This window comes from Pseudofrankia inefficax (assembly GCF_000166135.1).
In the GTDB taxonomy this organism is placed as follows: Bacteria; Actinomycetota; Actinomycetes; order Frankiales; family Frankiaceae; genus Pseudofrankia; species Pseudofrankia inefficax.
Window position 1 is genome coordinate 6,842,443 of record NC_014666.1, and the last position, 20,503, is coordinate 6,862,945.

General features: G+C 72.5%; 17 protein-coding genes. 7 read left to right on the forward strand and 10 right to left on the reverse strand.

Translation table 11 applies throughout. The features are described from left to right. The first annotated feature begins 274 nt into the window (after nucleotides 1-274). A complete protein-coding gene (locus FRAEUI1C_RS27735) occupies nucleotides 275-1,312 on the forward strand; it encodes a hypothetical protein (protein WP_041259667.1) in 1,038 nt (345 codons plus the stop codon). 30 nt (nucleotides 1,313-1,342) lie between these two features. Here the strand turns inward: FRAEUI1C_RS27735 and FRAEUI1C_RS27740 are convergent, their stop codons facing one another. Beyond that, complete coding sequence (locus FRAEUI1C_RS27740; protein WP_013426685.1) at nucleotides 1,343-2,926, reverse strand: class I adenylate-forming enzyme family protein; 1,584 nt, start codon at nucleotides 2,924-2,926, stop codon at nucleotides 1,343-1,345. 221 nt (nucleotides 2,927-3,147) lie between these two features. Here FRAEUI1C_RS27740 and FRAEUI1C_RS27745 point away from each other — a divergent pair, with 221 nt between their 5' ends. Together FRAEUI1C_RS27745 and FRAEUI1C_RS27750 are read left to right on the forward strand one after the other, a co-directional pair. Then, nucleotides 3,148-4,032: an SDR family NAD(P)-dependent oxidoreductase gene (locus FRAEUI1C_RS27745; protein WP_013426686.1), complete on the forward strand. Its 885-nt coding sequence runs from the start codon at nucleotides 3,148-3,150 to the stop codon at nucleotides 4,030-4,032. A gap of 80 nt (nucleotides 4,033-4,112) precedes the next feature. After that, the gene (locus FRAEUI1C_RS27750) at nucleotides 4,113-4,934 is read left to right on the forward strand and encodes a DUF2127 domain-containing protein (RefSeq protein ID WP_049807007.1); all 822 of its coding nucleotides are present in this window, start codon (nucleotides 4,113-4,115) and stop codon (nucleotides 4,932-4,934) included. A gap of 35 nt (nucleotides 4,935-4,969) precedes the next feature. Here the strand turns inward: FRAEUI1C_RS27750 and FRAEUI1C_RS27755 are convergent, their stop codons facing one another. The 5 genes from FRAEUI1C_RS27755 to FRAEUI1C_RS27775 all read right to left on the reverse strand — a co-directional run bounded on the left by FRAEUI1C_RS27755 (nucleotide 4,970) and on the right by FRAEUI1C_RS27775 (nucleotide 10,472). After that, nucleotides 4,970-6,688: a serine/threonine-protein kinase gene (locus FRAEUI1C_RS27755; RefSeq protein ID WP_232425142.1), complete on the reverse strand. Its 1,719-nt coding sequence runs from the start codon at nucleotides 6,686-6,688 to the stop codon at nucleotides 4,970-4,972. A gap of 163 nt (nucleotides 6,689-6,851) precedes the next feature. Next, entirely contained in the window at nucleotides 6,852-7,709 is an 858-nt protein-coding gene (locus FRAEUI1C_RS27760; RefSeq protein WP_013426689.1) for a class II fructose-bisphosphate aldolase, read from the reverse strand. Then, nucleotides 7,706-8,626: a 1-phosphofructokinase family hexose kinase gene (locus FRAEUI1C_RS27765; RefSeq protein ID WP_013426690.1), complete on the reverse strand. Its 921-nt coding sequence runs from the start codon at nucleotides 8,624-8,626 to the stop codon at nucleotides 7,706-7,708. The genes FRAEUI1C_RS27760 and FRAEUI1C_RS27765 overlap by 4 nt, the downstream gene beginning before the upstream one ends. Further along, nucleotides 8,623-9,525 (reverse strand): SIS domain-containing protein, encoded by a 903-nt coding sequence (locus FRAEUI1C_RS27770; protein ID WP_013426691.1) that lies wholly within the window; start codon nucleotides 9,523-9,525, stop codon nucleotides 8,623-8,625. Before FRAEUI1C_RS27770 ends, FRAEUI1C_RS27765 begins: the two co-directional genes overlap by 4 nt. Continuing rightward, nucleotides 9,522-10,472, reverse strand: coding sequence for a carbohydrate kinase family protein (locus tag FRAEUI1C_RS27775; RefSeq protein WP_013426692.1), 951 nt, complete (start codon nucleotides 10,470-10,472; stop codon nucleotides 9,522-9,524). The genes FRAEUI1C_RS27770 and FRAEUI1C_RS27775 overlap by 4 nt, the downstream gene beginning before the upstream one ends. Before the next feature lie 158 nt (nucleotides 10,473-10,630). On the opposite strand from FRAEUI1C_RS27775, the gene melA reads away from it, so the two are divergent. Beyond that, a complete protein-coding gene (gene melA, locus FRAEUI1C_RS27780) occupies nucleotides 10,631-11,992 on the forward strand; it encodes an alpha-galactosidase (protein WP_013426693.1) in 1,362 nt (453 codons plus the stop codon). A 160-nt stretch (nucleotides 11,993-12,152) separates the two neighbouring features. On the opposite strand, the gene FRAEUI1C_RS27785 is transcribed toward melA, so the two are convergent. Beyond that, on the reverse strand, nucleotides 12,153-12,926 hold the full coding sequence (locus FRAEUI1C_RS27785) for a DeoR/GlpR family DNA-binding transcription regulator (protein WP_013426694.1): 774 nt from the start codon (nucleotides 12,924-12,926) through the stop codon (nucleotides 12,153-12,155). A 137-nt stretch (nucleotides 12,927-13,063) separates the two neighbouring features. Between FRAEUI1C_RS27785 and FRAEUI1C_RS27790 the strand changes: the two genes are divergently transcribed. Genes FRAEUI1C_RS27790 through FRAEUI1C_RS27800 form a run of 3 tightly spaced genes read left to right on the forward strand, consistent with a single transcriptional unit; the run spans nucleotide 13,064 to nucleotide 16,226 of the window. Continuing rightward, nucleotides 13,064-14,383 carry an ABC transporter substrate-binding protein gene (locus FRAEUI1C_RS27790; protein ID WP_013426695.1) on the forward strand — a complete coding sequence of 440 codons (1,320 nt, stop codon included), beginning with the start codon at nucleotides 13,064-13,066 and terminating at the stop codon, nucleotides 14,381-14,383. Continuing rightward, nucleotides 14,380-15,390 carry a carbohydrate ABC transporter permease gene (locus FRAEUI1C_RS27795; RefSeq protein ID WP_013426696.1) on the forward strand — a complete coding sequence of 337 codons (1,011 nt, stop codon included), beginning with the start codon at nucleotides 14,380-14,382 and terminating at the stop codon, nucleotides 15,388-15,390. The genes FRAEUI1C_RS27790 and FRAEUI1C_RS27795 overlap by 4 nt, the downstream gene beginning before the upstream one ends. Then, nucleotides 15,387-16,226, forward strand: a complete 840-nt coding sequence (locus FRAEUI1C_RS27800; RefSeq protein ID WP_013426697.1) for a carbohydrate ABC transporter permease — start codon at nucleotides 15,387-15,389, stop codon at nucleotides 16,224-16,226. Before FRAEUI1C_RS27795 ends, FRAEUI1C_RS27800 begins: the two co-directional genes overlap by 4 nt. A gap of 60 nt (nucleotides 16,227-16,286) precedes the next feature. Here FRAEUI1C_RS27800 and FRAEUI1C_RS27805 read toward each other — a convergent pair whose 3' ends face one another. The 3 genes from FRAEUI1C_RS27805 to FRAEUI1C_RS27815 all read right to left on the reverse strand — a co-directional run bounded on the left by FRAEUI1C_RS27805 (nucleotide 16,287) and on the right by FRAEUI1C_RS27815 (nucleotide 20,422). Next, complete coding sequence (locus tag FRAEUI1C_RS27805; RefSeq protein WP_013426698.1) at nucleotides 16,287-17,567, reverse strand: ABC transporter substrate-binding protein; 1,281 nt, start codon at nucleotides 17,565-17,567, stop codon at nucleotides 16,287-16,289. Nucleotides 17,568-17,923: 356 nt separating this feature from the next. Further along, the gene (locus FRAEUI1C_RS27810) at nucleotides 17,924-18,775 is read right to left on the reverse strand and encodes an SMP-30/gluconolactonase/LRE family protein (RefSeq protein WP_013426699.1); all 852 of its coding nucleotides are present in this window, start codon (nucleotides 18,773-18,775) and stop codon (nucleotides 17,924-17,926) included. Between the two features lie 9 nt (nucleotides 18,776-18,784). Further along, nucleotides 18,785-20,422 (reverse strand): AMP-binding protein, encoded by a 1,638-nt coding sequence (locus FRAEUI1C_RS27815; RefSeq protein WP_013426700.1) that lies wholly within the window; start codon nucleotides 20,420-20,422, stop codon nucleotides 18,785-18,787. Between the last annotated feature and the right edge of the window lie 81 nt (nucleotides 20,423-20,503).

The following is a 20,503-nucleotide window of genomic DNA, read 5'->3' on the forward strand; positions in this document are numbered from 1 at the left end:
TGGCCGCTGGTCATGGCCCGTTCTTTGGCCGCTGGTCAGGGCCCGCGACCGTTGATGCTATCCGCGCGGCGGGGTCGAACCCCCTTTCATGATCGGCAATGCCGACGGGGAGCCACACCTCGAACACGTACGGCGCTCGCGCGGCGGTACAGTCACTAACAACCGGTTTCACAACCGGTGCGCCGTTTGGGGGGCCGGCCAACTCGGGCCGGGCGGCGCGGACCGTGGAGGTTCAATGAGCGTTCCACCGCCCGCATTCAGGCGGCTTTGCCTCATGGTCGACGTCGAGCGCTACAGCGAGCAGTCGAACCGACGGCAGGTCGACATCCAGACCAGTCTCGCGAAAATGCGCACCCGGGCGCTCCGTCGAGCCCAGATCAACCACCGGGCCTGCGCGGTACAGGAACAGGGCGACGGATTTCTCCTCGTGCTGCCGGCCGGTATCGACGAGGCTCGCGCCGTCCCCGGGCTGGTGAACGGCTTCGTGGACGGCCTCACCGTCGCCAACGAGGCGAGCACGCATCGGATCCGCCTGCGGGCGGCGCTTGCGCAGGGCGTCGTCCGGCGCGGTGCGACCGGATATGTTGCCAACGCGGTCGTGGCGGCGGCCAGGATTGTCGGCGCGGCCGAGGTCAGGGCCGCCCTGGACCGCCATCCCGACCGGGACCTCGCATTCGCGGTCACGGCCGAGCTCTACAGCGACGTGATCGCCGACGGCTACACCCCGACCGTCGGGACCGAGGCGACGCAGGCGCACATCGACATTCCGGACCGGGCTTTCTCCGCCGACGTGTGGATTCTGGTCCCGGACGCCGCGGTGCCATCACCCGACCGGCGCGGGCCGAACTGGGAACGGGTGCTCACGGTGGCGGAGGGCGCCCTTTCCGCGATCCAGTTCGGGCAGGCGGCGGAGCAGTACTGGGACCATCACCTCGCCGACCACCACCAGGACGCCCAGCAGCAGGACGATCAGCACACGGCCCACCCCGCCGCGAATCCCGGTGACGTCCCGGTCCCGAGCGACCCACCTCCGACGGCCGAGCCGACCGACCTGCCGGTCCCTCCGGTCGACCTGCCCCACGAGACCTGGACGCTCGACCAGCTGGGCACGGAATACACACATCTCGGCCCGGAATACACGCTGGAGTTCGACGAGGCCGGCTATCACTGGCTCGACGCGCCGTACGGCTACGGGACCCACGAGCATCCGGGCCCCGTCCTGGACGTCGACCCGCACAGCCACGGCCCGGTCGACGACTGGCCGCTGCCCGGAACGGACCATGACGGCCTCGACCCCGGGCATCTGCACTGAGCGCGGAAGCGGGACACCGGGCCGTACCGGCTACTTCAGCGTGCCGTCGGCGATCTCGGCGCTGAGCCGGCGGCGGTCGAGCTTGCCCGACGGCAGCGTCGGGATCTGGGCGCTGGTGGCGACGATCCAGCGGGTGGGCACCTTGTAGCTGGACAGCTGCGCCCGGGCTCGGGCCGTGAGCGAGGCGATGTCCACCGACTCGGCCGTGGGAACGACGATCGCGCAGACCTCCTCGCCGCGGACCGGGTGGGCGACGCCGAGGACGACGCACTGGGCGACGTCCGGGAACTCCTCGACGACGGCGGCGACCTCGAGCGGGGAGACGTTCGCCCCGGCTGCCTTGATCAGGTCGGTGGCCCGCCCCACGTAGAACAGCCGGGGGTCGTCCTCCCGGCGGTAGACCTGGTCGCCGGTGTGGTACCAGCCGTCGGCGTCGAACACGTCGGCGCGTTCGCGCTTGTTGTAGCCGGCCATCACGCCGACGCCGCGGATGAGCAGCTCACCGACGGCCCCGGCCGCGACGGGAACTCCGGCCTCGTCGACGATCGCGATGTCGGTGGCCGCGAAACTGCCGCCGCTCTCGGACAGCGACCGGTGCGTGGGGAACCCGTCGGGAACGTTGCTCATCGCCAGGTCGAGCGGTCCGCCCGCGATCATCGGCCCGCTGCTCAGGTCGCGGTCCGCGAACGTGGGGTGCTCCCGCAGCTGCTGGGTGAACGCGGGCCAGCCGACGATGCCGTTCGCGCGTTCGCGTTCGGCCAGGTCGAGCGCGGCGCCGGCCTCCAGCCGGGGCAGCACGAGCAGCGTCGCGGGGGCGTGCAGCGCGCCCATCGCGGCGAGCACGCCACCGATCCAGAAGAACGGCATCGCGCACAGGACGCGCGGCGCCGCCTGCACCCCGGTGAGGCTTCGGACGGCCGTCGGCCAGGTGGCCGTCTGCCGGACGATCGTGCCGTGCGTGTGCAGCACGCCCTTCGGGTCGGCGGTCGTGCCGGAGGTGTGAATCATGATCGCGAGATCGGCCGGGGTGACCTCGTTCTCGACGGCGGCGAGGACGTCCGCGGGCACCATGTCATCGGCCACGCTGTCGCCCTCCGGATCCCAGCGGGTCGCCCAGTCGCGGTCGGTGTCGCCGGTCAGCACGAGGGAACGCAGATAGGGAGCGGTGGGCAGGCGCAGCCGCCCGGCAGCCTGGTCGGCGAGGCCCGGCAACGCCGTCTCGAGCCGCTCCGCGACGTCGATCTTCAGCACGCGGGGCGGGGCGACCAGCAGGCTGACGTCGGCCAGCCGCAGTACCTTGGCGATCTCGGCCGGCGTGTACAGCGTGCTGAGCGGCACGGCCAGCGCGCCGATCCGGGAGGTGGCCAGCCACCAGGTGATCCAGTCGGTGTCGTTGGTGAAGAACAGCCCGACCCGGCTGCCCTTGCCGACCCCGGCAGCCAGCAGCCAGCGGGCCGCCCGCGCCGAGCGTTCGTCCGCCTCGGCGTAGGTGAGCCGGTCGGTCGGGGTGACGACGTACTCGCCGGTCTCGTTCTCCCGGACGGCCCGGCGCAGCAACGCGCCGATGGTCAGCGGCTCCGAGCTGGCCGGCGACTCAGAATCCGACGACACCATGCCCCACACTCCGTCCCGCGCCCACCCGAGTCCTGCTCCCACCCGAGTTTCACGCCCACCCGCCGCCCGACGACGCAGTCGGGCGAACCCGTCGCATCGTCGCAGAAGCCGGCCCCGCGGGCCGCCGGTCGACACCTGCCTGGATCGCCCGGAATCGCCACCCGCAACCGTGGGATGCTGCACGCCGAGCTAGGGCCGCGGGCGACCGAACAGGGAGAACGATGGCGGACACGCCGAATGCCGATCCGACGACGACCGGCCAGCCGATGGCCGGGAAGACGGTCGTCATCACCGGCGCGAGCGCCGGGATCGGGGCGGCGGCGGCCAGCCAGCTCGCCGCGCTCGGTGCGCGGATCATCGTCCTGGGCCGGTCCCCGGTGAAGACCGCGGCGGTGGCGGAGCAGACCGGCGCGACCGGGGTCGTCGCGGACTTCGCCCGGTTCGCGGACGTGCGCCGCGCGGCGGCCGAGGTCACGGAGCTCTGCCCACGGATCGATGTCCTGATCAACAATGCGGGTGGCCTGTTCCCCGGGAACACCAGGACGGACGACGGCCACGGGACGACGGTTCAGGTGAACCACCTGGCGCCGTTCCTGCTGACCGGCCTGCTGATGCCCCGGCTGACCGAGACCCCGGGATCGCGGGTCGTCATCACGAGCAGCGTCGCCAACATCGCGGGCCGGATCGACCTGGCCAACCTGAACCGCTTCCCCCGGATTCTCGGCCAGTTCCGCGCCTACGCCGACAGCAAGCTGATGAACATCCTGTTCGCCCGCGAGCTCGCCCGCCGCGCGGCACCCGGCGGCCCGACGGCCACCGCGGTCCACCCGGGACTGATCAACAGCGAGTTCGGGCGAGACGCCTGGATCATGCGCAACTGCTACCGCCGGCCACTCGGTCTGGTGGGCAAGGCCTCCACGGCGGCGAACGGCGCCGAGCCGCTGGTCGCCGTCGCGACGCGGCCGGACCCGGAAACCGTGAACGGCGCCTACCTCCACCGTTTCCGGCCACGGGACCGGTTCCTCACCCCGGCACAGGCCCGTGACCCCGACCTGGCCCGCGAGCTGTGGGACCTCTCGGCCAAGCTGGTCGATCTGCCCGGCTGAGTCCCGCTGCGAGGCGCTGACTCCAAGCCGACACGCTGCCCGATAGCGCTGGTTACCGGGTCTCCCTAGCATCGGGAGCCGTGGAATGGAACCTGCGGACGTGCGCGCGTAAGGGCCATGTGACCTACCGGCCCGACGAGACCGAGCTCGCCACGCGGCTGCGGGTCGAGACCGCGGCCGGCGTCGCCTGGCGCTGCCTGCGCTGCGGAGACTTCACCATCGGGGAGCCGCTGGGTGGCGGGCCGGCGGACGAGGCGCCGGTGCTGCTGCGCGGCCGGGCCCTGCGGGACGCGATGGTGCTGCGCCTGCTGGCGCTCGAACGGCTGGTCCGCGCGGTGCTGCTGGTCCTGATCGGGTACGCGATCCTCCAGTTCCGTCACTCCCAGGCGCAGGCCGAGGACCTCTTCGACCGGGCGCTCCCGGCCGCGAAGCCGCTGGCCGACGTGCTGCACCTGGACCTCGACAGCAGCCCGACCGTGACGCATCTGCGCCACCTCATCTACACGCAGCCGAAGACGCTGCTGCTCGTCGCGGTGCTGATGTTCGGGTACGCGGCGATCCAGGTCGCCGAGGGCGTCGGGCTGTGGCTGCTCAAGCGGTGGGGCGAGTACTTCGCCGTCGTCGCGACCTCGATCTTCCTGCCGCTCGAGGTGTACGAGCTGACCGAGCACATCACCTGGCTGCGGGTCGCGGCACTGGCCATCAACATCGGCGCCGTCGTCTACCTGGTGGCGTCCAAGCGGCTGTTCGGAGTCCGTGGCGGCCACGCCGCCTTCGAGGCCGAACGGCACAGCGCGTCGCTGCTGGAGGTCGACGAGGCGGCGGCCGTCCCGCCGGCTGAGCCGGCCGCCGACCAGGACCAGGATCTGGCGCCCGCGGCCAAGTCAGGCCCGGCCTCGTAGTCCCCACGATCTCAGGGCCTCAGCCACCGCGACGGTCAGCGTCGGCGGCCGGCATGCCGGTGCGCCTGCAGGCCGATCGCCGTGGCGACCTGGTGCGGGCTCGTCGGGTAGAGCATCCGGGTGTCGAACAGGACGTCGCAGCGGATCGCCGGGTTCCGCCAGATGCAGCGGTACCGGTCGTTGGGCAGCCACCAGGTCTGGCGGTCGACGTGCGGCGTGCGCACCGTCCACTGCGGGGTCGGCCAGGCCGCGACGACGTCACGCTGGCCCAGCCGGACGATCTGGGCGCCACGAAGCTGCGCCCACGGGATGTCGTAGCTGCGCCCACCCGCGTCGGCGCGCAGCCCGCCGGGCGTGACCGCGAGCCGCGGCGGGGCGATCCCGAGCCGCAGCCGCCACAGCCCGCGCCGCAGGCAGGCGGCGACGACGAACGCGAGCGCCACCCCGACGCAGAGGCTGCCCGTCCGGGCCGAGGGTGTCTGGGCCGGGTTCACGCTGCCGGCGAGACAGGCGAGCGCCGCGAGCAGAGCGACGAGCGCGAGCAGGAGCACCGGAATCCCGGTCACGAGGTGGGACCAGCGCCGGCCGACGAACACGAACGACTCGTCGTCATCGGGAGGCCCGATCCGCGTCCGCGCGAGGCCGGGTGGACGTGGCCCCGGCACCGGGGCGCGCGGGAAGCTCGGGACCGCCACGGCCGAGCCGACCACCGGACCGGGGAACGCAGGCGCAGGGAGCACGGGAGCGGGGAGGGCCGGGCGCTCGGGCTCGACCCGGGTCGCGACGAGCACGCCCTGGCCGGGCCCGGCGGCCGGCGGGCCTGAGGCGGACGGTCCTGCGCTCACGGGCGGCAGGGGCCAGGACGCGACCTCGGCCTCCCGCTCTCGGACCAGCCGGACGACAGCCGGCGGCCAGGCCAGCGGCGCCTGGCCACGGTGGGCCGCGAACCCGGCCAGCAGCCGGCCCACGGCGGGGCGGCCGGCCGGGTCCTTCACAAGGCAGGGCCGGATCAGGTCGAGCAGCCGGCCGGGCACGCCGTCGAGATCGGGCTCGTCGTGCACCACCCGGAACAGCACGGCGGCCGGGTCGCCGGGGCCGAACGGGTCGCGTCCGGTCGCCGCGAAGATGAGCACCGCGGCGAACGAGAAGACGTCGGACGCCGGCCCGACCTCCTCACCCGCGGCCTGCTCGGGCGACATGTAGGCGGCCGTGCCGAACACCTGGCCGGAGCGGGTCAGCGCCGTCTGGCCGGCCGACCGGGCGATCCCGAAGTCGATCAGCCTGGGGCCGTCGACGGCGAGCAGCACGTTGCTGGGCTTGAGATCCCGGTGCGCGATGCCGGCCAGGTGCACGGCGCCCATCGCCTCCAGCATCCCCGCGCCCAACGTCAGGCAGGCGTCGGGCGACAGCGGGCCGGCCTGTTCGACCGCCTCACGCAGCGACGGGCCCGGGACGTACAGGGTGGCGAGCCAGGGCAGCGGGCCGTCCGGGTCTGCGTCCAGGACCGGCGCGGTGTAGGCGCTGGCGACCCGGCGGGCCACCGTCACCTCCCGGCTGAACCGCCGGCGGAACAGCGGGTCGTCCGCCAGCTCCGGGTGCACGACCTTGACCGCGACCGACCGGCCCGCCGGCGAGCGCGCCAGGAAGACCCGGCCCATCCCGCCCTCGCCGATCAGCGCGCGAAGGACGTACGGGCCGACCGTCGCGGGGTCCCCCGGGCCGAGGGAACGCAGATGTCCCACGGAAGTCGCCACCGACCACCATTCCGACCAGCACTGGGCAATCCGCCCGCGAGAGGACGTACCCCTTCGCGCCCGCACGCTACCTCAGCCGGTCTCGGGCCGAACCCGCTGACGTCGATCGGACAGCCCTTTGGGTGGGGCGCGGCCCGGTTACCGACCGGCACCCGCCCGATGATCAGCCAGCGGCTCCCGAGACGACGGACAGCAGCTCCAGCACGGTCGCCGTGATCTCGTCGCGGGCGGTCGCCAGGTAGGGCCGCGGATCGACGCCTGCGGGGTTGTCGGCGAGCGCCCGCCGTATGGCGCCCGTCATGGCGACGTTCAGCGCGGTGCCGATGTTGACCTTGCTGATCCCGGCGGCCACCGCGGCGCGCAGCGTCTCGCCCGGCACGCCGGACGAGCCGTGCAGCACCAGCGGCACGGGCAGCCGGGCGCGCAGCTTCTCGATCAGCGGCAGGTCCAGGACCGCGGACCGCGACGTCATGGCGTGCGAGCTGCCGACGGCGACGGCCAGCGCGTCGACGCCCGTCTCCTCGACGAACCGCTCGGCCTCGTCCGGGTCGGTCCGCACTCCCGGTTCGTGGGCGCCGCGTGGGGCGTCCGGCTTGCCGCCGACGTAGCCGAGCTCCGCCTCGACCCAGAGCCCGGCGGCCTGCGCGGCCTGCCTGGCCCGGCGGGTGCGTTCGACGTTGTCCCGGTAGGGCAGCGGGCCGCCGTCGTACATCAGGGAACTGAACCCGGCCCAGGCCGCCGTGTCGACGAGTCGGTCCTCGGTGACGTGGTCCAGGTGCAGGGCGATCGGAACGGCCGCGAGCCCGGCCACCGCGCCGGCGGCGGCGGCGATCGGGACGACCTGCCCGCCGTGGAAGGCGACCGCGTTCTGGCTGATCTGGAGGATCACAGGCGTCTGGCGGATCTCGGCGGCGCGGGCGATGGCCTCGGCGTGCTCCAGCGTGATGACGTTGAAGGCGGCCACGCCACTGCCGCGCGCGGCGGCGGCGGCGACCAGGTCGCCCGTGCTGGCGATGGTCATCGGCCGGCCCGGCCGAGGGTCTCGGAGATCACGTCGACGGACTCCCGCTGGTAGTCGGCGGCCTCGAACTCGCCGGCGGTGGGTGAGAGCACGGCGGCCGCGGCGAGCGCGACGCAGTCGGCCAGCAGCGGCCCGAGCGCCGTGCCGGCGCGCAGGCCGCGGGCGAGCGCGGCGACGACCGCGTCCCCGGCGCCGGTGGGATTGCCGGTCAGCCGTCGCCGTGGCCTGGCCCGCCAGGCGGTGTCGCCCGCGACCGCGACCAGGCCGTCGGCGCCGAGCGAGGCGACGACCAGGACGCCGAAGCGGTCCGCCACCGCGCGGGCCGCGAGGACCGGATCGCTCTCGTCGGCGCAGTCGCGCAGCTCGTCGGCGTTCGGCTTGACGACGGTCGGGCGCGCCGCGAGCGCGGCGAGCAGCGCGGGACCGCTGGCGTCGAGGACGACCGGCCGGCCGTGGCCGCGGGCGAGGCTGGTCAGCCGCGCGAGGCCGTCGACCGGCGCGTCGGCGGGCAGCGACCCGCTGAGCACGACGACCTCGGCGCTCGGGATCAGTTCGGCCGCCCGGGCGACGAACCGCGGCCAGTCGTCCACCAGCGCCGGCTCGTTGAGCAGCGTGACCGTGTCGGTGGTCTCGTCGACGAGGGCGAAGGTCCGCCGGGTCGCGCTGGTGGTGGGCACCAGGTCGTGGCCGACGCCGAGCCTGCTCAGGCCGGCGGCCAGCTCGGCCCCGGTCTCGCCGCCAGCGGTGGTGAGCAGCCGGGCGTCCTGACCGAGCAGGACCAGGAGCCGCGCGACGTTGGTGGCCTTGCCGCCCGCCCGGCGCGCCGTCTCCCGGATCCGGTTGGTGGCGCCGACGGTCAGTCGCTCGACGCGGTAGGTGACGTCGAGCGCCGGACTGGCCGAGACGCAGAGGATCACGGCGTGGCGCCGGCCGGGGCGAGGATGACCGACCGGGTCAGGTGACGCGGCTGGTCCGGGTCGAACCCCTGCCGCTGCGCCAGTCGCACGCCGAGCAGCTGGACCCGGACGAGGTCGGCGAGCGGGTCGAGGTCGTCGTTGACGACCGTCGCGCCGGTGGCCTCGATGTCGCGGACCAGGCCCGGCACCGGCTCGCCGAAGATCCAGACCACCCGTCCGGGCTCGGCGATCGAGATCGGCCCGTGCCGGTACTCCAGCTGCGGGTAGCTCTCCGTCCAGAGGCGGGTGGTCTCGCGGAGCTTCAGCGCCGCCTCGCTCGCGATCGCGGCGCACCACCCGGCGCCGACGAAGGTGAACTGCCGGGCCGCGTCGACCGCGGGGGGCAGGCTGTTCGCGCCGTCGAGGATGCCCTGGGCCTGCGCGGCGGCGGGCTCGGCGGGCTGGCCGAGCGACGCGCGCAGCAGCGTCAGCGTCGTGGTGGCGAACACGGTCTGCACGACGGACACCTCGTCGGCGAAGTCCAGCACGATCGCGGCGCCGGCCCCGGCCGCGGCTGGCGAGTCCGCGACGGCGGTGAGGACGGTGACGGGCGCCTCGGCCGCCCCGATCGCGCGCACGACCTCGGTGGTCGTGCCGGACCGGGTGATGGCGACGACCCGGTCGTAGGCGCGGCCGGCGGGCCACTGCCCGGCGGCGAACGCGTCGGTCTCGCCGGCGCCGGCCGCCTCGCGCAGCGCGGCGTAGGCGGCGGCCATGAACCAGGAGGTGCCGCACCCGAGGACGGCGACGCGCTCGCCGGGCTGGGGCAGCAGTCCGGCGACCTCGGGGAGCCGTTCGCGGGCCTGCGCCCAGGCGAGGGGCTGTCGGGCGATCTCGCGGCCGGCGTGTGAGGTGGTCACGGTCGTAGTGCCCTTCGGTCGTCGACCAGCTGGTCGAGGGTGGGTTGGGCCGCTGTGCCGCCCACGGCGCGGACCGAGCGGGAGCCGGCGACGACCCCGCGCCGCAGGCATTCGGGGATCGGCAACGACCGCATCCAGGCGTCGAGGAACGCGGCGTTGAACGTGTCGCCGGCGCCGGTGGCGTCCACCGGCACCGTCGGAACGGCCGGCGCGCTGGCGAGCTCACCCTCGGCGCCGATCGCGCGGGCCCCCTGGTCGCCGTCCTTCACGACGACGAGCGGGCCGTGGCCGGCGAGCAGGCGGCAGGCGGCGGTGAGGTCGAGGTCCGGCCCGGCCGCTCCGGCGGCGCGCGCGAGGGCGAGCGCCTCACGGCGGTTCGGCAGCAGCAGGTCTAGGTGGCCGAGCAGGCGCCCGACGCCGGCCCAGGCTCCGGTCGGGTCGTCGTTGGTGTCCAGCGAGGTGGTCACGCCGGCCGACCGCAGCTCGGCGAGCAGGTCGGCGAGCCCGGCGGCCAGCCCCGGCTGCAGGAAGAGCGAGCAGACGTGGACGTGTCCGAGGCCGGCCGGCACCAGCCGGCGCGCGACGGCCAGGACCTCGGCGGCCGTCAGCGTCGGGATCGTGCCGGGCAGCGTGAGGATCGCGCGGTCGGGACCGGTCGACAGGACGACGGTCAGGCCGGTCGGCTGGTCGGGCCGGATGACCAGCGCGCTCGTGTCCACCCCGGCCCTCGCCAGCGTGCTCGTCATCGTCGCGCCGAAGCCGTCCGCGCCGATCGCCGCGGCGAGAGCCACCGGGCGCCCGAGCCGGGCCAGGCCGTGGGCGGTGATCCCGGCGGAGCCGCCGACGACCAGCGCCGCGGTGTCGAGCAGCTGCTCGGCCTGGCCGAACCGAGGGACGACGTCGCCCTGCAGGACCAGGTCGGGGTTCAGGTCTCCGACGACGAGCACGCGCTGTGCCCCTACGCCTTGTGCCCCCAGGCGTGGTGCGCCAGGGCCGTCGTCGGACATGGCGCCAGTCTGTCCCAAGCGGTCCACTGTGTCCACAAACGCTCAGAAAAGATGATTGATCCTGTCCTTTTGGCGCCCGTGCATGCAATGCTCGCCGCGTGACCACCGTCTGCTTCGTCGGCGCCGGATCGGCCGAGTTCACCCGGCAGCTGCTGCGCGACCTGTTGACCTACGACGATCTCGGGCCGCTGACGCTCGTCCTGCACGACGTCGACCCGCGCCGGCTGGAACTCGCGGAGGGCCTGGCGCGCGTCGCGGTCGAGCGGCACGGGCGCCCAGCCACGATCCGGGCTACCCAGGACCGCGCGGCGGCGGTGAGCGGCGCCGACTTCGTCATCAACGCGGTCAACATCGGCGGCCACGCGGCGACCCTGACCGACTTCGAGGTCCCGGCCCGGTTCGGGCTGCGCCAGACGATCGCCGACACGCTGGGGGCCGGCGGGATCTTCCGCGGGCTGCGGACCTTCGGATTCCTCGACGAGCTGGCGACGGACATGCTGGCCGAGGCCCCGGACGCCTGGCTGCTGAACTACACCAACCCGATGGCGATGAACATCCAGTTCGCCGCGACCCGCCACCCGGAGCTGAAGGTCCTCGGGCTGTGCCACTCCGTCTACTGGACGGTGCACGACCTCTGCGAGCTGATCGACGTGCCGTTCGACGACGTGTCGTTCCACAGCGCCGGGGTCAACCACCAGGCCTGGGTGCTGCGCTGGGAGCGGGACGGGGTGGACCTCTACCCGGAGCTCGACCGCCGCATCGCCACGGACCCCGAACTGGCCCGCCGGGTCCGGGTCGACATGTACCGCCGGCTGGGCTTCTACCCGACCGAGACCAGCGAGCACTCGGCCGAGTACGTCCCCTGGTATCTGCACGAGCCGGCCGAGATCGAGCGGCTGCGCATCCCGATCGACGACTACGTCGGGATCAGCGCCCGCAACCTGGAGGACGTCGAGGCGCTGATGCCCGCGGTGGCCGCCGGCCAGTACGTCGAGCCGGAGGAGGAGGCCGCCGAGTATGCCCCGCAGGTGATCCACAGCATGGTCACCGGGACCGCCCGCACGATCCAGGCGACGGTCCGCAACGAGGCTCCTGGGAACGCCGGGGATCCGGTACTCCCGGGGCCGGCAGGGCTGCTCATCGACAACCTGCCGCGCGGGGCGGCGGTCGAGGTTCCCTGCCGCATCGACGCGGCCGGCGCGGTTCCGGTCCCGGTCGGGGACCTGCCCGCGCAGTGCGCCGCGCTCAACCGGACGTTTCTGTCTGTGGTCGACCTGACCGTGCGGGCCGCGATGCTCGGCCGGCCCGACCACATCCGCCACGCGCTGATGGCCGACCCCAACACCGCGGCGACCCTGACCGTCGCCGAGATCTGGCGCCTGGCCGACGAGATGGTCGCCGCGCACGGCGACCGCCTGCCAGCCCCCCTCCGCGAACGCCTCGGCAACCCGTCCTCCTGAGCTGCCTCCCTGGCGGCCCGCACCACCCACCTAGGTGCCCGTGATCGGCGTTTCAGCCCTCGGGTGGTCGTAAGAACGGCCTGGTCACGACCACCTCAGGGCTGAAACGGCGATCAAGGCCGGTGCCGCGGCGCGGCGGCAGCCGAAGGGCCGCGCCTGGCTAGGGGGCGACCTCCACGACGTGGACGGTCGGGCCGAGGCGTTCGAGGGCGGCGAGATCGTCCGCGCCGATACCCGAGTCGGTGACCAGGTCCGCGGCGGCGGCGATCTCGCTGATCTTCGCGAAGCCGCGCTTGCCGATCTTGCTGGAGTCCGCCACCACGATGACGCGCTCGGCCGAGCGCAGCAGGGCCCGGTTGGTGTAGGCCTCGACCTCGTGGTGGGTGGTGAACCCGGCGTGCGCGTCGACGCCGTCGACTCCCACGACGGCGACGTCGACGTTGATGTTGGACAGTGTCAGGTCGGCCAGCGGTCCGACGAGCTCGTAGGACTCACCGCGCACGCTGCCGCCACACACCACGAGCTCGATGTTCGAGCGGACGGCGAGCTCCGAGGCGATGTTGAGCGCGCTCGTCACCACCCGCAGCCCCGCCCGTGAAGCGATCATCCGGGCGACCTCGGTCGTGGTCGAGCCGCCGTTGATGCCCAGTGAGGTGACGTCGTCGCCGAGCAGGCTCGCGACGCGCTGCGCGATTGCGCGCTTCGCCTCGTGACGCTGCCCGCCCCGGTAGCGCATCGGCAGCTCGTACAGCACGCCGGAGGCGACGGCTCCGCCGTGGGTCCTGGTCAGGAGCTGCTGCTGCTCCAGCAGGTGCAGGTCACGGCGGATCGAGGCGCGCGACAGGTTGAGGCGCTCCGCGAGCTCGTCGACGCCCACCGAGCCGGCCTCGTTGAGCCGCTGGAGGATGATCCCAAGTCGGTCTTCGCGGCGCATGCCTGCACGATACGCGCAGCTCGGTGCACGTTTGCTCACACGTCTTGACCCGTTTAGCGCCTAAGTGCAACACTGCGCACCAAGTTTGATCGATCGTGCGCGTTTTTCATCCAGCCATGTCGACCGAGGAGCGCCGGATGACGGCTTCCCGCACCGCAGCCCATTCCTGGATCAGCGCGCGAGGGCGACGAAGAGGCGCACTGGCGGCGAGCTCCCTGCTCGTGGCCGCGGTGGTCGGCGCCTGCGGCGGGGGCGGGAGCGACAGCGGGGGCACCACCATCACGCTGACGCACGGCTACACCGATGCCGAGGCGACGGAGCTGAACACGCTGGCCGCCCAGTGGAACACCGACCACCCGACGAGCAAGGTGAAGCTCTCGTTCAACGGCGGGAACGACAACGCACTCCAGAAGACCGTCGCGGGCTTCACCGCCGGCAACTATCCCGACATCGCGTACCAGTACGGCTCCTCGGCCGCCCAGCTGGCCAAACAGCCGAAGCTGGTCGACCTGACCGCCAAGGTGACCGCGCCCGGCGTCGACTGGAACGACTTCTACCCGTCCGAGCGGGACGCCACGACGGTCAACGGGAAGATCGTGGGAATCCCGGCCCTGGTCGACAACCTCAGCCTCGTCTACAACAAGAAGCTGTTCGACCAGGCCGGCGTCGCGCCGCCCACCGACTCCTGGACCTGGCAGGACTTCCGCGCGGCGGCGAAGAAGCTCACCAACGCGGGTAACGGCACCTACGGCTGGTCCTACGTGAACGACGGCAGCGAGGACACCGTCTGGCGGTATCTCGCGATGCTCTGGCAGGCCGGTGGCGACCTGCTCACCAGCGACAACAGCAAGGCCGCGTTCGACTCCCCCGCCGGGCTCGCCGCGCTGACGCAGCTGCGGGACATGACCGTCACCGACAAGTCCGTGTACCTGGACACCGGCAACCAGAACTATCTCAACCTGTTCAACAGCGGAAAGATCGCGATGCTGTGGACCGGACCCTGGGACCTGTCCAGCATCACGTCCGATGTCAGCTACGGCGTGACCCTCCTGCCGGGTTACAACGGCAACCACGAGACGATCTCCGGGCCGGACATCTACATGCTGTTCGACCACTCCGCGCCGCGCCAGCAGGCGGCGATCGACTTCATCACCTGGCTGACCTCGCCGAAGGTGCATCTGCAGTTCGCCATCGCGACGGGCGACCTGCCGCTGCGCAAGTCGGAGACGACGCTTCCCGAATACCAGACGTATCTGCAGAAGTACCCGGGCGACAAGGTGTTCGTCGAGAACCTCGACAACGTCAAGCACGTGCGCCCGAACATCCCCACGTACGCGCAGGTGTCGACCGCGATCGGGCAGATGGTGCAGTCCGTGCTGCTCGGGCAGGCACAGCCGCAGGCAGCGCTGGACGCCGCGAACAAGCAGGTGGCGGCCGCCCTGGCCGGTCACTCGTGAGCTCCGCCGGCTGGATTCGGGAGCGCGGGTCCGCCAGCCCGCGCTCCCGGGTGCCGCGGCGCACCATGCTGCCCGGCCGGACGCCGCCGGGACGGCCCACGGCGGCCACCGAGCCACGGCGGCCGGGGCGCAGGTCGCTCGGCGACGGCCTGGTCGGCTGGGCGATGGTGTCGCCCAGCGTCCTGCTGATCGGGGTGTTCGGGCTGGTCCCCGTCGTCTGGTCGTTCGTGCTGTCGTTCCAGCACAGCGACCTGCAGACACCGGCGACCTCGGCCGGCCTCGCCAACTATCGCGAGCTCGTCCATGACCCGCTGTTCGTCGCGTCCGTCCGCCACACGCTCGTCTACACCGCGATCTTCGTGCCGGTGACCCTGTTGCTCTCGCTGCTGGCGGCCGCCGCGCTCAACCGCCGGATTCGCGGGATCTCGGTCTACCGGCTGGCCTTCTTCATTCCGGTCGTGACGTCGACGGTCGCGACCGGAGTCATCTTCACCTGGCTGCTCGACCCGGCGTTCGGGTTCGTCAACATGTCGCTGGCGAAACTGGGACTGCCGACGTCGGGATTCTTCTCCTCGCCGCACGCGGCCCTGCTGTCGGTCGTCGCGATGACGGTCTGGGGCTGGACCGGCTTCGGCGCGCTGATCTATCTCGCCGGCCTGCAGGGGACCCCGAGCGACGTCCTGGAGGCCGCGCAGATCGACGGGTGCTCGAAGACCGGGGCGTTCTGGCGGGTCCAGGTCCCGTTGCTGCGGCCGGTCACCGGCTTTCTCACGGTGTGGCTGACGATCAACGCTCTCCAGCTCTTCGACGAAATCTTCGTGACGACCCGCGGCGGCCCGTTGAACGCGACGAACGTCGTCGTCTACTACCTCTACCGGCAGGCCTTCGAGTTCTTCCACGCGGGCTATGCCGCCGCGATGGCGACCGTCCTCTTCGTGATCATCGCGCTGGTCACCTGGGCGCAGTCCCGGTTCACCGGGGATGCCACGTCCGCGGAGCGGTCATGACGATCGCCGCGCCGCCCCGGCGGCGGCACTGGCGCCGCCCCTCGGGCTGGCATCTCGTGCTCATCCCGTCGTCGCTGGTCATGGTGTTCCCGCTGCTCTTCATGCTGGGAACGGCGCTGTCCACGGTGGACGAGACCCGCAGGTTCCCGCCGGGCCTGCCGCACTCGCCGCAGTGGGGCAACTTCGCCAAGGCCTGGGACGGTTCGCCGTTCGGCCACTGGCTGCTCAACAGCGCGATCGTGTCGGTGAGCTGCGTGGTGAGCAACCTGGTGCTGTGCGGCCTCGCCGGCTACGCGTTCGCGCGCCTGCGTTTCCCGGGCAGCCGGCTCGCCTTCGGCGCGATCCTCGCGACACTGATGGTCCCGTTCCAGATCATCATGATCCCGACGCTGCTCATCGTGAAGTACCTCGGGATCGTCGACTCGCTGCCGGCCCTCATCGTCCCGAACCTGGTGACGCCGTTCGGGATCTACCTGCTGCGCCAGTTCTTCCTGACGCTGCCGGTCGAGCTGGAGGAGGCCGCGCTCATCGACGGCGCGAGCCGGCTGCGGATTCTGCGCAGCGTGCTGCTGCCGTTGATGGGCCCACCGCTGAGCACCGTGGCCGTGCTGACCTTCCTCACGGTCTGGAACGACTTCCTGTGGCCCCTGGTGGTGACCTCCTCGCCCGACGCGATGACGATCCAGATCGGGCTCGCGACCTTCCAGAGCCAGCACTTCACGAACTGGCCTGTGCTCATGGCCGCGACGCTGATGAGCCAGCTCCCGGTGATGCTGCTGTTCCTGGCGGGCCAGCGGTTCTTCGTCAGCTCGATCGCGACGACCGGCATCAAGTAGCCGGGCGCCGGCCCGGCCGGGTCGTCACTGCCAGCCAAGCCGGCCCTGCCGGGTACCTCGCTACTGGGTGAGCCGCTGGCCGCACCACTGGTTGCGGTCGGTGGCACCTGCCTCGGCGCTGGGGACGACGTCGTAGCCGGTGCCCGCGTCGTTCACCCGCATGAAGGTGTAGCAGCGGGCGATCTGGCCGAAGTCCTTCGTCATGTCGACCGGCCCCGGGAGCAGGCCGGACGTGTACGTACTGGCCCGCAGCGCGTCGATGTACCCGGCCCGGGTCGGGCACGGTCCCGCCTTCTGCAGGCCGTACAGGAAGAGATCGGTGAGGATGTAGGTGACGAAGGCGAGCTCCTGGTCCGGCGGCTGGAGCTCGGGGGCGAAGTTGCTCATCGCGCGCAGGTAGTCCTGGTGGGCCTTGTCGCCGATCTGGAACGGGACGTAGGCGACGGCCGCGGTCAGGCCGCTGAGCGTCTTGCCGTACTTGCGCACCAGCGAGCTGTCGTAGCCGCTCGGCGCGAGAATGACCTTCAACGACGCGCCGCCCGCCTTGATGCCGCGGACCAGCTCGGCCAGCTGGTCACCGGCGAACGCGGCGACCACGACGTCGACATGGGCGGCCTTCAGCTGCTCGCCCAGCTTCTCCGGGTCAACGGCGTTCGGGCTGTAGAGAAAGTGGCCGGGCGCGGTCGGGATGCCCGCCGCCGCCAGGCTGGTGCCGATCTTCGCGCCGATGTCGGTCGCGTTCGCGGTGCCATCGCTTTCGATGATGGCCGCCTTGGTGCCGCCCTGCGACTTCGCGTAGTCGCCGAAGGTCGTCACCGACGGGCCGGTGGTGAACACGTACGAGTACTCGAACATGTTGCGGTACTTGGGATCGGCCCAGAGGGCCTCGGCCGCGATTCCCGACACCGGGACGTTGGCCTTGCGCAGGTACTCGGCGCTGCCGCCCGCGGCCACCGTCGCCTCGACGAGGCCGAAGACCTTCTGCCGCTCGATCAGGTCCTGAGCGGCTTCGAGATTCTGTCCCGGCGTCCCGGCGTCGTCGCGCCAAGACGTCACGATCTTGCGCCCGTAGATGCCGCCGGCCGCGTTCGCCTCGGCGATCCGCGCGTCGAAGCCGCTCTTGGAAGCGCTCAGCGCCGGTGCGACCGCGCCGGAGTTGGGGTAGATGAAGCCCAGCTGGATCTCGTTGGCGCTGTAGCCAGGCGTGTTGCAGGCGGCCCCCGAGGTGCTGGACGAGCTGCCGCCGGTCGTCGCGCAGCCGGCCGCCACCAGCGAGGTGACGATCACAGCAGCCACCGCCGCGAGCGCCCGAGAGTGCCGATTGCCGAGCTGGCGAGCCAAGACGGCTCCTCCTTCGTTGTGACCCATGGCCCGCTGTGGCCCATGGCCCTTCCCGGGCTGGTCGGTTCTGGCGCATCGTCCGAGGTGCGCGACCGGCTGGCGTGCGCGGGCCGGAGAACAGACCGGGATCGGCCCCGCACCCCGCCGCGTGACAGGCGTCACCGAACCCGCCACCAAGGCCCAAAGTCTCTGGCCAGGCGCAACGCCTTGTCGAGGGCGACGGGGGCGATTATGGCCGGAATTGTGCGGCCGTTTTCCTGATCACGGAGATGAGGCGCGGGCACCACGGAGGAAAACGAATCGACCATTTCCCCCGGTGTCGAGGTCCGGCGGTGAGCCCCGGGCCGGGCGGCGGCTCAGGCCAGCCCGTCGCCGGGGACCCGGACCCGGGTCGTCTCGATGACGGACGTCCGTGCGCCACCGAGCGCCGCCGAGTTCCAGTCTCGCGCCGACAGCAGGAACAGCGTGCGGCCGTCCGGTCCCCCCAGCGCGCACGCGATGGCCATCCGCTCGCCGGTGGGGATCCGGTCGGTCACCTCGCCGCCCGGCAGCACCCGCCGGAACTCGTGGGCCAGCGGGAACCCGGCCCAGATGCCGCCGCCCGAGTCCAGCGCGATCCCGTCCGGGGCCGCGTCCGGCGTGGTGGCGACGACCCGGCGGCCCCGCAGGCTCAGGCCGGCGTCCAGGTCGAACGCGGTGAACCGCCGGCCCTTGGACTCGGCGACCGTCAGCGTCCGGCCGTCCGCCGAGATCACGGCGCCGTTCGGGAAGCTCATGGCCGCCGCGGCGACCGAGGGCACGCCGTCCGGGGTGACGCGCAGCAGCACGCCGGTGTCCGGGGTCAGGGAGTAGCTGCCGACGAAGGCGGTGCCGTCGGCCGCCACGACCATGTCGTTGAGCTCCTCGTCGAGGAGGTGGCCGAGCCGGGCGTGCACGGCGTAGGACCCGTCCGGCGCGAGCCGCAGCAGCTCCCGGTCGGCCATCGAGACCACCAGCGCCGACCCGTCCGGCAGGAAGCCGAGGCCCGAGGGCTTGCGTCCCGGCAGGTTCAGGACCCGGCTGGTCTCGCCGGCCAGCGTCACCGTGTACACGGCCTCGCCGTGCATGTCGGAGAACCAGAGCCGCCCGTCATGCCAGCGCGGGCCCTCCGCGAAGACGAAACCGTCGGCCAGTAACGCGGGCTGAACGTCCGGCTCGAGTACGGTCATCGTGGCTCCTCAGCCCAGCAGCGGTTCGAGGCGGGCCCGGTCGGCGGTGTCGAGCGGGCGCAGGCTCTCGCCCTTGCCCGGCCGCCACAGCACCTGGCCGGGGCGCCAGGCGTCCCGGCGCAGGCCACGCTTGTCGATCTTCATGCTGGCCAGCTTCGGCAGCTCGTCGGTGACCCGGACGAAGGCCGGGACCCACTTGGGCCCGAGGTCGGGCTGCTCGGCCAGGAAGGCGTCGAACGCCGCCGGGTCGAAGCCGGCCCCGGCCCGCAGCTCGATCGCCGCCATCACCCGGTCGCCGACCGGGTCGTCCGGGACCGCGTAGACGGCGACCGAGCGGACATCGGGATGGCGGGCGAGGATGGCCTCGACCGGCGCCGCGGCGAAGTTCTCACCGTCGACCCGCAGCCACTCGTTGGAGCGGCCGGCGAAGTACAGCCAGCCGTCGGCGTCACGGTAGGCGAGGTCACCGGACCAGTAGGCGCCGGCCCGGAACCGGGCCCGGGTCGCGTGCTCGTTCTTGTAGTAACCCTCGAAGCCCGAGGCGGGGGCCGTCTCGACGATCTCGCCGACGGCCTCGTCGAGGTTGGCCGGCCGGCCCTGCGCGTCGAGCACCACCGGCGGGCACTCCAGGCCCGTGTCCGGGTCGAGCACCTTGACCGTCGGGTCGGCCGTGCCGAGCGCGCCGTCGGGCATCGACGGGTCCCGGCGGATGATGATGATGCCCTCGGTCGAGCCGTAGCTGTCGCGGACCGTGCTGCCGTACCGGCGGGCGAACTCCCGGATGTCCCGCGCGGACGCCTCGTTGCCGATGGCGAGGCGCAGTGGGTTGTCCGCGTCGCCGGCCTGTTCGGGGGTGGCGAGGATGTAGTTGAGGACCTTGCCGGTGTAGGTGAGCATGGTCGCGCCGAAGCGGCGCACGTCGGGCAGCGTGCCCGAGGCGGAGAACTTCGGCCGGGTCGCGAGCGGGACCGCGGCGTTCAGGGCCGCCGACCAGCCGGTGAACAGCGAGCTGGAATGGAAGAACGGCAGCGGCGAGTAGACGACGTCGCCCGTGGTCCCGTCGCCCCCGGCGCTGAGGCCCGCGACCCGGGCCACGTGGCCGCCGGTCCGAGCGAACCGCCCCTGCGTGCAGCGCACCGCCTTCGGCAGGCCGGTGGAGCCGGAGGTGAAGATCAACAGGAAGAGGTCGTCCTCGGCGACGGGCCGGTCGGGCACCCCGGCGGGGGCAGCGGCCAGCAGCGCGGCGTACTCGTCGCTGCCGACGACGAGGGTGCGCTCGGCGCTGACCCCGGTGTCCAGGCCCTCGACCAGCGGCCGGTACTCGGGCGAGGTGACGAGAACCTGGCAGTCGGTGTGGCGCACCAGCTGGGCCAGCGCGTCGCCGCGGTAGGTGGCGTTGATCCCGACGACGACGGACCCGGAGAGGGCTGCCGCGGCGAGCCAGAACAGGTAGTCGGGGACGTTGTCGAGCAGGACACCGACATGGGGCGGCCGGTCCTCGTCCCGTAACGACTCGAAGACCGCGACGCGGCGGGACGCCTCGTCGGCCAGCTGCCGGAAGGTCCAGCGCTCGTCCCCGATGAGCAGCGCGACCGCGTCGCTGTCGGACCGCTCACGCAGCAGGTCACCCACGGTGGTCAAGCCCACGTCACCTCCACGGTCGAGGTCGTCGACGGGACGCCGTCGGCCCGCGCCTGCCGCCCGCCGCCGTCCATGGCGACGTCGGCA

Bases quoted from the DNA above. Each gene is read 5' to 3' on its own strand.
- FRAEUI1C_RS27735 (WP_041259667.1), top strand. From the start codon at position 275: ATGGTCGACGTCGAGCGCTACAGCGAGCAGTCGAACCGACGGCAGGTC.
- FRAEUI1C_RS27740 (WP_013426685.1), bottom strand. From the start codon at position 2,926: ATGGTGTCGTCGGATTCTGAGTCGCCGGCCAGCTCGGAGCCGCTGACC.
- FRAEUI1C_RS27745 (WP_013426686.1), top strand. From the start codon at position 3,148: ATGGCGGACACGCCGAATGCCGATCCGACGACGACCGGCCAGCCGATG.
- FRAEUI1C_RS27760 (WP_013426689.1), bottom strand. From the start codon at position 7,709: ATGACCATCGCCAGCACGGGCGACCTGGTCGCCGCCGCCGCCGCGCGC.
- FRAEUI1C_RS27785 (WP_013426694.1), bottom strand. From the start codon at position 12,926: ATGCGCCGCGAAGACCGACTTGGGATCATCCTCCAGCGGCTCAACGAG.
- FRAEUI1C_RS27790 (WP_013426695.1), top strand. From the start codon at position 13,064: ATGACGGCTTCCCGCACCGCAGCCCATTCCTGGATCAGCGCGCGAGGG.
- FRAEUI1C_RS27800 (WP_013426697.1), top strand. From the start codon at position 15,387: ATGACGATCGCCGCGCCGCCCCGGCGGCGGCACTGGCGCCGCCCCTCG.
- FRAEUI1C_RS27810 (WP_013426699.1), bottom strand. From the start codon at position 18,775: ATGACCGTACTCGAGCCGGACGTTCAGCCCGCGTTACTGGCCGACGGT.